Annotated in this window: 12 protein-coding genes; all 12 read left to right on the forward strand. The window is 40.0% G+C overall.

Annotated elements, in window-relative coordinates; translation table 11 throughout:
• Nucleotides 1-342 precede the first annotated feature (342 nt).
• The 12 genes from BO48_RS13310 (at nucleotide 343) to BO48_RS13365 (ending at nucleotide 12,114) form a co-directional block, all read left to right on the forward strand.
• The gene (locus BO48_RS13310) at nucleotides 343-657 is read left to right on the forward strand and encodes a YdcP family protein (protein WP_000420682.1); all 315 of its coding nucleotides are present in this window, start codon (nucleotides 343-345) and stop codon (nucleotides 655-657) included.
• A gap of 18 nt (nucleotides 658-675) precedes the next feature.
• Complete coding sequence (locus BO48_RS13315; RefSeq protein WP_001234286.1) at nucleotides 676-1,059, forward strand: YdcP family protein; 384 nt, start codon at nucleotides 676-678, stop codon at nucleotides 1,057-1,059.
• A gap of 28 nt (nucleotides 1,060-1,087) precedes the next feature.
• Nucleotides 1,088-2,473, forward strand: a complete 1,386-nt coding sequence (locus BO48_RS13320) for an FtsK/SpoIIIE domain-containing protein (protein ID WP_000813488.1) — start codon at nucleotides 1,088-1,090, stop codon at nucleotides 2,471-2,473.
• 177 nt (nucleotides 2,474-2,650) lie between these two features.
• Nucleotides 2,651-3,856 carry a MobT family relaxase gene (mobT, locus tag BO48_RS13325; protein WP_000398284.1) on the forward strand — a complete coding sequence of 402 codons (1,206 nt, stop codon included), beginning with the start codon at nucleotides 2,651-2,653 and terminating at the stop codon, nucleotides 3,854-3,856.
• Nucleotides 3,857-3,898: 42 nt separating this feature from the next.
• Nucleotides 3,899-4,120 carry a hypothetical protein gene (locus BO48_RS13330; RefSeq protein ID WP_001009056.1) on the forward strand — a complete coding sequence of 74 codons (222 nt, stop codon included), beginning with the start codon at nucleotides 3,899-3,901 and terminating at the stop codon, nucleotides 4,118-4,120.
• A gap of 116 nt (nucleotides 4,121-4,236) precedes the next feature.
• Nucleotides 4,237-4,734 (forward strand): antirestriction protein ArdA, encoded by a 498-nt coding sequence (locus BO48_RS13335; RefSeq protein WP_000342539.1) that lies wholly within the window; start codon nucleotides 4,237-4,239, stop codon nucleotides 4,732-4,734.
• On the forward strand, nucleotides 4,709-5,215 hold the full coding sequence (locus BO48_RS13340) for a conjugal transfer protein (protein ID WP_000506270.1): 507 nt from the start codon (nucleotides 4,709-4,711) through the stop codon (nucleotides 5,213-5,215). The genes BO48_RS13335 and BO48_RS13340 overlap by 26 nt, the downstream gene beginning before the upstream one ends.
• Nucleotides 5,199-7,646, forward strand: coding sequence for a conjugal transfer ATPase TcpF (gene tcpF / locus BO48_RS13345; protein WP_000331160.1), 2,448 nt, complete (start codon nucleotides 5,199-5,201; stop codon nucleotides 7,644-7,646). The genes BO48_RS13340 and tcpF overlap by 17 nt, the downstream gene beginning before the upstream one ends.
• A gap of 2 nt (nucleotides 7,647-7,648) precedes the next feature.
• On the forward strand, nucleotides 7,649-9,826 hold the full coding sequence (locus tag BO48_RS13350; RefSeq protein WP_000804748.1) for a CD3337/EF1877 family mobilome membrane protein: 2,178 nt from the start codon (nucleotides 7,649-7,651) through the stop codon (nucleotides 9,824-9,826).
• Nucleotides 9,823-10,824 carry a bifunctional lytic transglycosylase/C40 family peptidase gene (locus tag BO48_RS13355; protein ID WP_000769868.1) on the forward strand — a complete coding sequence of 334 codons (1,002 nt, stop codon included), beginning with the start codon at nucleotides 9,823-9,825 and terminating at the stop codon, nucleotides 10,822-10,824. Before BO48_RS13350 ends, BO48_RS13355 begins: the two co-directional genes overlap by 4 nt.
• Nucleotides 10,821-11,753 (forward strand): conjugal transfer protein, encoded by a 933-nt coding sequence (locus BO48_RS13360; RefSeq protein WP_001224318.1) that lies wholly within the window; start codon nucleotides 10,821-10,823, stop codon nucleotides 11,751-11,753. Before BO48_RS13355 ends, BO48_RS13360 begins: the two co-directional genes overlap by 4 nt.
• A 283-nt stretch (nucleotides 11,754-12,036) precedes the next feature.
• On the forward strand, nucleotides 12,037-12,114 hold the full coding sequence (locus BO48_RS13365) for a tetracycline resistance determinant leader peptide (RefSeq protein WP_078372222.1): 78 nt from the start codon (nucleotides 12,037-12,039) through the stop codon (nucleotides 12,112-12,114).
• Nucleotide 12,115 lies beyond the last annotated feature (1 nt).

A 12,115-nucleotide genomic window follows, 5' to 3' on the forward strand; every position in this document is an offset into this window, starting at 1 on the left:
TCTAAAAAAAATAGCATAAAAATCTAGTTATCCGCATAAAAACTGGACTTATCACACTTTATCAAGGTCAAAACCACTCAATTTACTACTAATTTACTACTTATGAATGAGCTTTGATACGACGATTTATCCTTGAAAAGTGAAGATATAAAGATACTTCCAATAAAATTTGAATATTTAATAGGTAGACACTTCAAAAAATGAGGTGTCTATTTTTTTACCCGATTTTGAAAGGAAGTGAACTTATGAAAACAAAAAATCAAGAATCAAAAGGTCGTTCCCCACTCTTTAAGACCATCAAACATTCATTCAGCCAATAAAAAAGAAAGGATAGGTAAAAATATGGAACTTAAATTTGTGATTCCCAACATGGAAAAAACATTCGGCAATTTAGAATTTGCTGGCGAGGATAAAGTCGTTCAGCGAAGAATCAACGGACGGCTAACTGTCTTATCAAGAAGCTATAATCTCTATTCTGATGTTCAAAGAGCAGATGATATTGTGGTGGTGCTTCCTGCTGAAGCTGGCGAAAAACATTTCGGCTTTGAGGAACGTGTGAAGTTAGTCAATCCACGTATTACCGCAGAGGGCTACAAAATCGGCACTCGTGGTTTTACAAATTACCTTTTACATGCTGACGACATGATAAAAGAATAAAGAAAGAGAGGAAAAATGATGAGATTAGCAAATGGCATTGTATTAGATAAAGACACGACTTTTGGAGAATTGAAATTCTCTGCTCTACGTCGTGAAGTGAGAATCCAAAATGAAGACGGGTCGGTTTCAGATGAAATCAAGGAACGTACCTATGACTTAAAATCCAAAGGACAAGGACGCATGATTCAAGTAAGTATTCCTGCCAGCGTGCCTTTGAAAGAGTTTGATTATAACGCACGGGTGGAACTTATCAATCCCATTGCGGACACCGTTGCTACTGCCACCTATCAAGGAGCAGATGTTGACTGGTATATCAAGGCAGACGATATTGTGCTGACAAAGGATTCTAGTTCATTCAAAGCTCAACCACAAGCAAAGAAAGAACCGACACAAGACAAATAGTCGCTAGGTAGAAAGGAGACTTTTTCGCATGAAACAGCGTGGTAAAAGGATTCGCCCATCTGGTAAAGATTTAGTCTTTCATTTTACGATAGCGTCACTCCTGCCTGTTTTCCTGCTGGTTGTCGGACTGTTTCATGTGAAGACAATCCAGCAGATCAACTGGCAGGATTTTAACCTATCACAAGCAGATAAGATTGACATTCCCTATTTAATTATCAGTTTCAGTGTCGCAATTCTTATCTGCTTGCTGGTAGCGTTTGTATTCAAACGGGTTCGCTATGATACGGTTAAACAACTTTACCACCGTCAAAAACTGGCAAAGATGATACTTGAAAACAAGTGGTATGAATCTGAACAGGTCAAAACAGAGGGTTTCTTTAAAGATAGTGCTGGTCGTACAAAGGAAAAGATAACCTACTTCCCTAAAATGTATTATCGACTTAAAAATGGCTTGATACAGATACGGGTGGAAATCACGCTGGGAAAATATCAAGACCAACTCTTACACTTGGAAAAGAAATTAGAGAGTGGCTTGTACTGTGAGCTGACGGATAAAGAGTTAAAGGATTCCTATGTGGAATATACTTTGCTCTATGACACCATAGCCAGTCGTATTTCTATTGATGAAGTAGAAGCTAAAGATGGTAAACTTCGCTTAATGAAAAACGTATGGTGGGAATATGATAAGCTCCCTCATATGTTGATTGCTGGTGGTACAGGTGGCGGTAAAACTTACTTTATACTGACACTGATTGAAGCCTTGCTTCATACAGATTCAAAACTGTATATTCTTGACCCGAAAAATGCTGATCTTGCGGACTTAGGTTCTGTGATGGCAAATGTCTACTATAGAAAAGAAGACTTGCTTTCTTGCATTGAAACATTCTATGAAGAAATGATGAAACGTAGTGAGGAAATGAAGCAGATGAAGAACTATAAGACTGGCAAAAATTATGCTTACTTAGGTCTCCCGGCACACTTCTTAATCTTTGATGAATACGTCGCTTTCATGGAAATGCTGGGAACAAAAGAAAACACCGCAGTTATGAATAAGCTGAAACAGATTGTCATGTTAGGTCGTCAAGCTGGCTTCTTTCTAATACTGGCTTGTCAACGTCCAGACGCAAAATATTTAGGCGACGGAATCCGTGATCAGTTTAATTTCAGAGTGGCTTTAGGTCGTATGTCTGAAATGGGCTATGGCATGATGTTTGGCAGTGACGTACAAAAGGATTTCTTCTTAAAGCGAATCAAAGGTCGTGGCTATGTTGATGTAGGAACAAGTGTCATATCAGAGTTTTATACTCCCCTTGTACCAAAAGGATATGATTTCTTGGAGGAAATTAAAAAGTTATCCAACAGCAGACAGTCCACGCAGGCGACGTGCGAAGCGGAAGTCGCAGGTGTGGACTGATCTTGCTGGCTGGTGTGGCAATAGCCACGCCAGCACTTAACCCCCCGTATCTAACAGGGGGGTACAAATCGACAGGAAACAGTCAAAAAAACATTAGAAAATCCTTTGGTTACAAGGGATTTACAAAATTTCAGCGTATGTCAAATGGGCTTTAAAAGTTGACATACGCCTTTTTGATTGGAGGGATTTTTACTGAATGAACAAACTTGGTTACAGCATTTAAAAGAAAAACGCTTGGCTTATGGACTATCTCAAAACCGTTTAGCTGTTGCGACTGGTATTACAAGGCAGTATCTAAGCGATATTGAAACAGGAAAAGTCAAGCCATCAGAGGATTTACAGCAGTCCCTTTGGGAAGCTCTGGAACGCTTCAATCCCGACGCTCCCCTTGAAATGCTGTTTGATTATGTAAGAATTCGCTTTCCGACAACAGACGTACAGCAGGTGGTCGAAAACATCTTACAACTGAAACTGTCCTATTTTCTTCATGAGGACTATGGTTTCTATTCTTATTCAGAGCATTATGCTTTAGGCGACATATTCGTCCTTTGCTCCCATGAACTGGACAAAGGAGTTCTGGTGGAATTGAAAGGTCGTGGGTGCAGACAATTTGAAAGCTATCTTCTGGCACAACAAAGAAGCTGGTATGAGTTCTTTATGGACGTTTTGGTGGCTGGCGGTGTGATGAAACGCCTTGACCTTGCCATTAACGATAAGACAGGGATTTTAAATATCCCTGTACTCACTGAAAAGTGCCAACAGGAAGAATGTATCTCCGTCTTCCGCAGTTTTAAAAGCTATCGCAGTGGCGAACTGGTACGCAAAGAGGAAAAGGAATGTATGGGAAACACCCTCTATATCGGTTCATTACAAAGTGAAGTTTATTTCTGTATCTATGAAAAGGACTACGAGCAGTACAAGAAAAATGATATTCCCATTGAAGACGCAGAAGTAAAAAACCGTTTTGAGATTCGATTGAAAAATGAGCGTGCCTATTATGCAGTCCGTGATTTACTCGTCTATGACAATCCAGAGCATACCGCCTTTAAAATTATCAATCGGTATATCCGTTTTGTAGATAAAGACGATTCCAAACCTCGTTCTGATTGGAAACTGAATGAAGAATGGGCTTGGTTTATTGGGAACAATCGTGAACGATTAAAACTAACCACAAAACCAGAGCCTTACTCCTTCCAAAGGACGCTGAACTGGCTATCTCATCAAGTTGCCCCGACCTTAAAGGTTGCGATTAAACTTGATGAAATCAACCAGACGCAGGTTGTAAAAGACATTCTCGACCATGCGAAACTGACAGACCGACACAAGCAGATTTTGAAGCAACAGTCAGTAAAAGAACAGGACGTGATAACAACAAAAAAATAACTCAAATACAAATTCATTGAATATAGAGAGGAGAACATTTTTATGAATTTTGGACAAAACCTTTATAACTGGTTTCTATCAAACGCTCAATCACTGGTGCTTTTAGCAATCGTTGTGATTGGCTTGTATCTTGGCTTCAAGCGTGAGTTTAGCAAACTGATTGGCTTTTTAATTATTGCGATTATTGCGGTTGGCTTAGTCTTCAACGCTGCTGGAGTAAAAGACATTTTACTAGAGCTATTCAATCGCATTATTGGTGCTTAAATAAAACCGTTCTTTTGTGGAATATAAGTGGTTTTCTTATGTTCCGCAAAGGAATGGTACACCAAACGAAGTGCGGTAGGGATTTTTGAATCTCTACAAAGAAAGGACGTGAATATATGGACGATATGCAAGTCTATATTGCGAATTTAGGCAAATACAATGAGGGCGAATTGGTCGGTGCGTGGTTTACCTTTCCCATTGACTTTGAGGAAGTCAAAGAGAAAATCGGCTTGAATGATGAATATGAGGAATACGCCATTCATGACTACGAGTTACCCTTTACGGTTGACGAATACACTTCCATTGGCGAACTCAATCGACTATGGGAAATGGTATCGGAATTACCCGAAGAATTACAATCGGAGCTATCTGCTCTGCTCACTCATTTTTCAAGCATTGAAGAACTAAGCGAACATCAAGAGGATATTATCATTCATTCCGATTGTGATGATATGTATGACGTGGCACGCTACTACATTGAAGAAACGGGTGCTTTAGGCGAAGTACCAGCTAGTCTTCAAAACTATATTGATTATCAAGCCTATGGTCGGGATTTAGACCTTTCAGGAACGTTTATCTCAACCAATCATGGGATTTTTGAAATCGTCTATTAAATCTGTCGGTACATTACTACTGGCAGATTTTCTATTTTACGGGGTGGCTCAATCAGCTACCCCTATTTTTTATGAAAGGATTGATTACATGAAGAAAATACGAAGCTATACCAGTATCTGGTCTGTGGAAAAGGTACTGTATTCTATCAATGATTTTAGACTTCCGTTTCCCATAACCTTTACGCAAATGACATGGTTTGTCGTGTCACTCTTTGCAGTGATGATACTTGGCAACTTGCCCCCTCTTTCCATGATAGAGGGAGCATTTCTCAAATACTTTGGGATTCCTGTGGCTTTCACATGGTTTATGTCTACAAAAACTTTTGATGGTAAAAAGCCTTATGGATTTTTGAAGTCTGTCATTGCTTATGCACTGCGACCAAAGCTGACCTATGCAGGAAAAAAAGTAACGCTTGGCAGAAACCAGCCACAAGAAGCCATTACAGCAGTTAGGAGTGAATTTTATGGCATATCCAATTAAATACATTGAAAACAATCTCGTCTGGAATAAAGACGGGGAATGTTATGCTTACTATGAGCTTGTTCCTTACAATTACTCATTTCTAAGTCCAGAACAGAAAATACAAGTGCATGATTCTTTCAGACAGCTTATCGCACAAAATCGTGATGGCAAAATTCATGCTTTACAAATCAGTACAGAATCCAGCATACGTTCTGCACAAGAGCGTTCCAAAAATGAAGTCACTGGCAAGCTCAAAGCGGTTGCCTATGACAAAATCGACCAACAGACAGACGCTTTAATATCCATGATTGGCGAAAATCAAGTGAACTACCGTTTCTTTATCGGCTTTAAGTTGCTTCTCAACGATCAGGAGTTTTCTATGAAAAGTCTTACCGTTGAAGCAAAAAATGCTTTGTCTGATTTTGTCTATGATGTGAACCATAAGCTGATGGGCGATTTTGTTAGTATGAGTAATGATGAAATCCTGCGTTTTCAGAAGATGGAAAAGCTCTTAGAAAATAAAATCTCTCGTCGTTTCAAAATCCGCAGGTTAGATAAGGACGACTTCGGCTATCTGATTGAACACCTTTACGGACAGACAGGCACTGCCTATGAAGAGTATGAGTACCATCTATCAAAGAAAAAGCTGGATAATGAAACGCTGATTAAATACTATGACTTGATTAAGCCTACTCGCTGTTTGGTGGAAGAAAAACAGCGATATTTGAAAATCCAGCAGGAAGATGAAACCGTCTATGTAGCTTACTTTACCATTAACAGCATTGTCGGAGAACTGGACTTCCCGTCCTCTGAAATCTTCTACTACCAGCAACAGCAATTTACATTCCCGATTGATACGTCAATGAATGTGGAAATTGTAGCGAATCGTAAAGCCCTATCTACTGTCCGCAATAAAAAGAAAGAACTGAAAGACTTGGATAACCACGCTTGGCAAAGTGATAATGAAACCAGCTCCAATGTGGCGGAAGCTCTGGAAAGTGTGAATGAGCTGGAAACCAATTTAGACCAAAGCAAGGAATCTATGTACAAGCTGTCTTATGTGGTAAGGGTATCAGCAAATGATCTTGACGAACTCAAACGTCGTTGTAATGAAGTGAAAGATTTTTATGACGATTTAAGCGTAAAACTGGTACGACCATTTGGGGATATGCTCGGCTTACATGAAGAATTTTTACCTGCCAGCAAGCGTTATATGAATGATTATATTCAATACGTGACCTCTGATTTCCTCGCTGGTTTAGGTTTTGGTGCTACTCAAATGCTGGGGGAAAATGAGGGGATTTATGTTGGCTACAGCTTAGATACTGGACGCAATGTCTATCTGAAACCTGCTCTTGCCAGTCAAGGGGTTAAGGGTTCAGTAACCAATGCGTTAGCGTCGGCTTTTGTTGGTTCGCTGGGTGGTGGTAAATCCTTTGCGAATAACCTTATCGTCTATTATGCGGTGCTTTATGGGGCACAAGCAGTGATTGTAGACCCAAAAGCAGAACGTGGCAGATGGAAAGAAACCTTGCCAGAGATTTCCCATGAAATCAATATCGTCACTCTGACTTCTGATGAGAAAAACAAAGGCTTACTTGACCCTTATGTGATTATGAAAAATCCCAAAGATTCTGAATCACTGGCTATTGATATTCTGACATTCCTTACGGGGATTTCCTCTCGTGATGGGGAACGCTTCCCAATCCTTAGAAAAGCCATTCGTGCAGTAACCAATAGTGAAGTACGAGGGTTGATGAAAGTGATTGAGGAATTACGGGTTGAGAATACGCCACTAAGTACCAGTATAGCCGACCATATCGAAAGTTTTACAGACTATGACTTTGCACATTTATTATTCAGTAATGGTTATGTGGAGCAGTCTATCAGCTTAGAAAAACAACTGAACATTATACAGGTTGCGGACTTGGTACTTCCCGACAAGGAAACTTCCTTTGAGGAATATACCACTATGGAGCTTTTATCCGTTGCTATGCTGATTGTCATTAGTACCTTTGCTTTAGACTTTATCCATACAGACCGAAGCATTTTCAAGATTGTAGATTTAGACGAAGCATGGAGCTTTTTACAGGTAGCACAAGGAAAAACACTATCTATGAAGCTGGTTCGGGCTGGTCGTGCTATGAACGCTGGGGTATATTTCGTGACCCAAAATACAGACGACCTCTTAGATGAAAAACTGAAAAATAACCTCGGCTTAAAATTTGCATTTCGTTCCACTGACCTTAACGAGATTAAAAAGACCTTAGCCTTTTTTGGTGTAGACCCAGAGGACGAAAACAATCAGAAGCGATTGCGTGATTTGGAAAACGGGCAATGCCTTATCAGTGATTTATATGGTCGTGTCGGTGTGATACAGTTCCACCCTGTATTTGAAGAACTGCTCCATGCCTTTGATACCAGACCACCTGTGCGAAAAGAGGTGTAAATGTGAAACCATCAATAGTAAACAGAATAAAATCAAACTGGACGCTGAAACGTCTAGGTAAAGTGGCAATGACAGTGGCTTTCACACTTGTGATTGCCATTTTTCTTTTAGCCATGCTGGGAACGGTGGTTCAAGCTGCGGGCTTGGTAGATGATACGGTCAATGTGGCAAATGAATACAGCCGATACCCACTTGAAAACTATCAACTGGATTTTTATGTGGATAATAGCTGGGGCTGGCTTCCGTGGAACTGGTCGGACGGGATTGGAAAACAGGTCATGTATGGACTATATGCCATTACCAATTTTATTTGGACAATCAGTTTGTATGTTTCCAATGCGACAGGTTACTTAGTACAGGAAGCCTATTCCTTAGACTTCATTTCCGCTACAGCAGATTCCATTGGTAAGAATATGCAGACCTTAGCTGGTGTGAGTGCAAACGGATTTTCAACAGAGGGTTTCTATGTTGGATTCCTCTTACTCTTGATTTTGGTTCTTGGGGTTTATGTTGCCTATACGGGACTGATAAAGAGAGAAACCACAAAGGCAATTCATGCCATTATGAATTTTGTGCTGGTGTTTATCCTATCGGCTTCCTTTATTGCCTACGCTCCCGACTACATTAAAAAAATCAATGACTTTTCATCAGACATCAGTAATGCCAGTTTATCACTTGGCACGAAGATTGTCATGCCCCATTCCGATAGTCAAGGCAAGGACAGCGTGGACTTAATCAGAGATAGCCTGTTTTCCATACAGGTTCAGCAACCGTGGCTACTGCTTCAATACAACAGTTCAGACATTGAAAGTATCGGTATTGACCGTGTGGAAAGCCTGCTCTCCACCAGCCCAGATTCCAACAATGGCGAAGACAGAGAAAAAATTGTTGCGGAAGAAATTGAAGACAGAAGCAATACCAATCTAACCATTACAAAGACCATTAACCGTTTAGGTACAGTCTTCTTCCTATTTGTCTTCAATATTGGGATTTCCATATTTGTATTCCTATTAACAGGAATCATGATTTTCTCGCAGGTACTTTTTATCATCTATGCTATGTTTCTGCCTGTGAGCTTTATTTTAAGCATGATTCCATCATTTGATGGTATGTCAAAACGAGCCATAACAAAGCTCTTTAATACCATTTTGACACGAGCTGGAATCACATTGATTATTACGACAGCATTTAGTATTTCAACCATGCTCTATACCTTATCGGCTGGTTATCCGTTCTTTTTGATTGCTTTTCTACAGATTGTGACCTTTGCAGGAATCTACTTCAAGCTGGGCGATTTAATGAGTATGTTTTCTCTACAGAGTAACGATTCTCAAAGTGTGGGAAGTCGTGTGATGAGAAAACCTCGTATGCTTATGCACGCTCACATGCACCGTCTACAGCGGAAACTTGGACGTTCCATGACTACTCTAGGGGCTGGGTCTGCCATTGTTACAGGTAAAAAAGGACAGTCGGGTTCGGGGAGTTCTGCAAGGACACAAGCAGATCACTCCCGACCAGACGGAAAGGAAAAATCAACACTTGGAAAACGTATCGGTCAAACCATCGGTACAGTAGCTGATACCAAAGACAGAATGGTAGACACTGCTAGTGGTTTGAAAGAACAGGTTAAAGATTTGCCGACCAATGCAAGATATGCAGTATATCAAGGAAAATCCAAAGTAAAAGAGAATGTCCGTGATTTAACCAGTAGTATTTCTCAAACCAAAGCGGACAGAGCCAGTGGACGCAAGGAACAGCAGGAACAAAGGCGAAAAACCATTGCGAAGCGTCGCTCTGAAATGGAACAGGTCAAACAGAAAAAACAGCCTGCTTCTTCTGTTCATGAAAGACCGACTACAAGACAAGAACAATATCATGATGAACAGACCTCAAAACAGTCTAATATTCAGACTTCATATAAGGAATCTCAACAAGCCAAACAAGAGCGTCCAGCAGTTAAGTCCGATTTTTCAAGTCCAAAAGTGGAACGCCAAGGCAATACCGTTCAAGAAAAAACCGTTCAAAAGCCAGCAACTTCAACCACTACAGCAGATAGAACTTCACAACGTCCAATCACAAAAGAACGTCCGTCTACTGTTCAAAGAGTACCACTACAAAATACAAGAAGTAGACCACCAATCAAAACCGCCACCATTAAGAAAGTCGGTAAGAAACCATGAAGTTGAAAACTTTAGTGATTGGTGGTTCTGGATTATTCTTGATGGTCTTCTCACTGCTTCTGTTTGTTGCCATTTTATTTTCAGATGAACAGGACAGCGGAATTTCCAATATTCATTATGGAGGTGTGAATGTTTCCGCAGAAGTGCTGGCTCATAAGCCTATGGTAGAAAAATATGCCAAAGAATATGGCGTTGAAGAATATGTCAACATACTTCTTGCGATTATACAGGTGGAATCGGGCGGTACTGCGGAAGATGTTATGCAGTCCTCGGAATCCCTCGGTCTTCCACCTAATTCATTGAGTACAGAAGAATCCATTAAGCAAGGTGTGAAGTATTTCAGTGAATTATTAGCCAGTAGCGAAAGGCTCAGTGTAGATTTAGAATCGGTTATCCAGTCCTACAATTATGGTGGTGGTTTCTTAGGGTATGTGGCTAATCGTGGAAATAAATATACCTTTGAACTGGCTCAAAGTTTCTCAAAAGAGTATTCAGGTGGCGAAAAAGTGTCTTACCCCAATCCCATAGCCATACCTATCAATGGGGGCTGGCGATACAACTATGGCAATATGTTTTATGTGCAACTGGTAACGCAGTATCTTGTCACAACAGAGTTTGATGATGATACGGTACAAGCCATCATGGACGAAGCACTGAAATATGAGGGCTGGCGATACGTTTACGGTGGAGCTTCCCCGACTACTTCTTTTGATTGTAGCGGACTGACACAATGGACGTATGGAAAAGCTGGAATTAACTTACCACGAACCGCACAACAGCAATATGATGTGACCCAGCATATCCCACTATCGGAAGCACAAGCTGGCGATTTGGTTTTCTTTCATTCTACCTATAACGCTGGCTCTTATATTACTCATGTTGGGATATACCTTGGCAATAACCGTATGTTTCATGCAGGCGACCCAATCGGTTATGCCGACTTAACAAGCCCCTACTGGCAACAGCATTTAGTGGGAGCAGGACGAATCAAACAATGAGAAAGGAAGATTTAATGATGAAATTTAGAAAAAATCAGAATAAAGAAAAACAGATACCAAAGGAAAAGAAACCTCGTGTCTATAAGGTCAATCCTCATAAAAAGGTTGTGATTGCCTTGTGGGTACTTTTAGGGCTTAGTTTCAGCTTTGCGATATTCAAGCACTTTACAGCTATAGATACTCATACTATTCACGAAACAACTATCATAGAAAAGGAATACGTTGATACTCATCATGTAGAAAATTTTGTAGAGAACTTTGCGAAAGTCTACTATTCATGGGAGCAATCCGATAAGTCCATTGATAATCGAATGGAAAGTCTAAAAGGCTATCTGACAGATGAACTTCAAGCTCTCAATGTTGATACAGTACGCAAAGATATTCCTGTATCGTCTTCTGTAAGAGGATTTCAGATATGGACGGTAGAGCCAACTGGCGACAATGAGTTTAATGTAACCTACAGTGTAGACCAGCTCATTACAGAGGGAGAAAATACAAAGACCGTCCACTCTGCTTATATAGTGAGTGTCTATGTAGATGGTTCTGGAAATATGGTACTGGTTAAGAATCCGACCATTACCAACATACCTAAGAAATCAAGTTATAAACCAAAAGCCATTGAAAGTGAGGGGACGGTTGATTCCATTACAACCAATGAAATCAATGAGTTTTTAACGACGTTCTTCAAGCTCTATCCTACAGCGACAGCCAGTGAACTTTCCTACTATGTGAATGACGGGATATTAAAACCAATCGGAAAAGAGTACATCTTTCAAGAACTGGTAAATCCTATTCACAATCGTAAGGATAATCAAGTCACGGTATCGCTGACAGTGGAGTATATCGACCAGCAGACCAAAGCAACGCAGGTATCTCAATTTGATTTGGTACTTGAAAAGAACGGGAGTAATTGGAAGATTATAGAATAACAAATATTGGTACATTATTACAGCTATTTTGTAATCACGTACTCTCTTTGATAAAAAATTGGAGATTCCTTTACAAATATGCTCTTACGTGCTATTATTTAAGTATCTATTTAAAAGGAGTTAATAAATATGCGGCAAGGTATTCTTAAATAAACTGTCAATTTGATAGTGGGAACAAATAATTGGATGTCCTTTTTTAGGAGGGCTTAGTTTTTTGTACCCAGTTTAAGAATACCTTTATCATGTGATTCTAAAGTATCCGGAGAATATCTGTATGCTTTGTATGCCTATGGTTATGCATAAAAATCCCAGTGATAAAAGTATTTATCACTGGGATTTTTATGCCCTTTTGGGTTTTTGAA

The organism is Lacicoccus kunmingensis DSM 17847 (genome assembly GCF_059568765.1).

What these genes read in the sequence shown, in the direction of transcription:
- BO48_RS13335 (WP_000342539.1), top strand. Translation starts at nt 4,237, where the DNA reads ATGGACGATATGCAAGTCTATATTGCGAATTTAGGCAAATACAATGAG.
- BO48_RS13315 (WP_001234286.1), top strand. Translation starts at nt 676, where the DNA reads ATGAGATTAGCAAATGGCATTGTATTAGATAAAGACACGACTTTTGGA.
- BO48_RS13310 (WP_000420682.1), top strand. Translation starts at nt 343, where the DNA reads ATGGAACTTAAATTTGTGATTCCCAACATGGAAAAAACATTCGGCAAT.
- BO48_RS13330 (WP_001009056.1), top strand. Translation starts at nt 3,899, where the DNA reads ATGAATTTTGGACAAAACCTTTATAACTGGTTTCTATCAAACGCTCAA.
- tcpF (WP_000331160.1), top strand. Translation starts at nt 5,199, where the DNA reads ATGGCATATCCAATTAAATACATTGAAAACAATCTCGTCTGGAATAAA.
- BO48_RS13365 (WP_078372222.1), top strand. Translation starts at nt 12,037, where the DNA reads ATGCCTATGGTTATGCATAAAAATCCCAGTGATAAAAGTATTTATCAC.
- BO48_RS13355 (WP_000769868.1), top strand. Translation starts at nt 9,823, where the DNA reads ATGAAGTTGAAAACTTTAGTGATTGGTGGTTCTGGATTATTCTTGATG.
- BO48_RS13360 (WP_001224318.1), top strand. Translation starts at nt 10,821, where the DNA reads ATGAGAAAGGAAGATTTAATGATGAAATTTAGAAAAAATCAGAATAAA.
- BO48_RS13340 (WP_000506270.1), top strand. Translation starts at nt 4,709, where the DNA reads ATGGGATTTTTGAAATCGTCTATTAAATCTGTCGGTACATTACTACTG.
- BO48_RS13320 (WP_000813488.1), top strand. Translation starts at nt 1,088, where the DNA reads ATGAAACAGCGTGGTAAAAGGATTCGCCCATCTGGTAAAGATTTAGTC.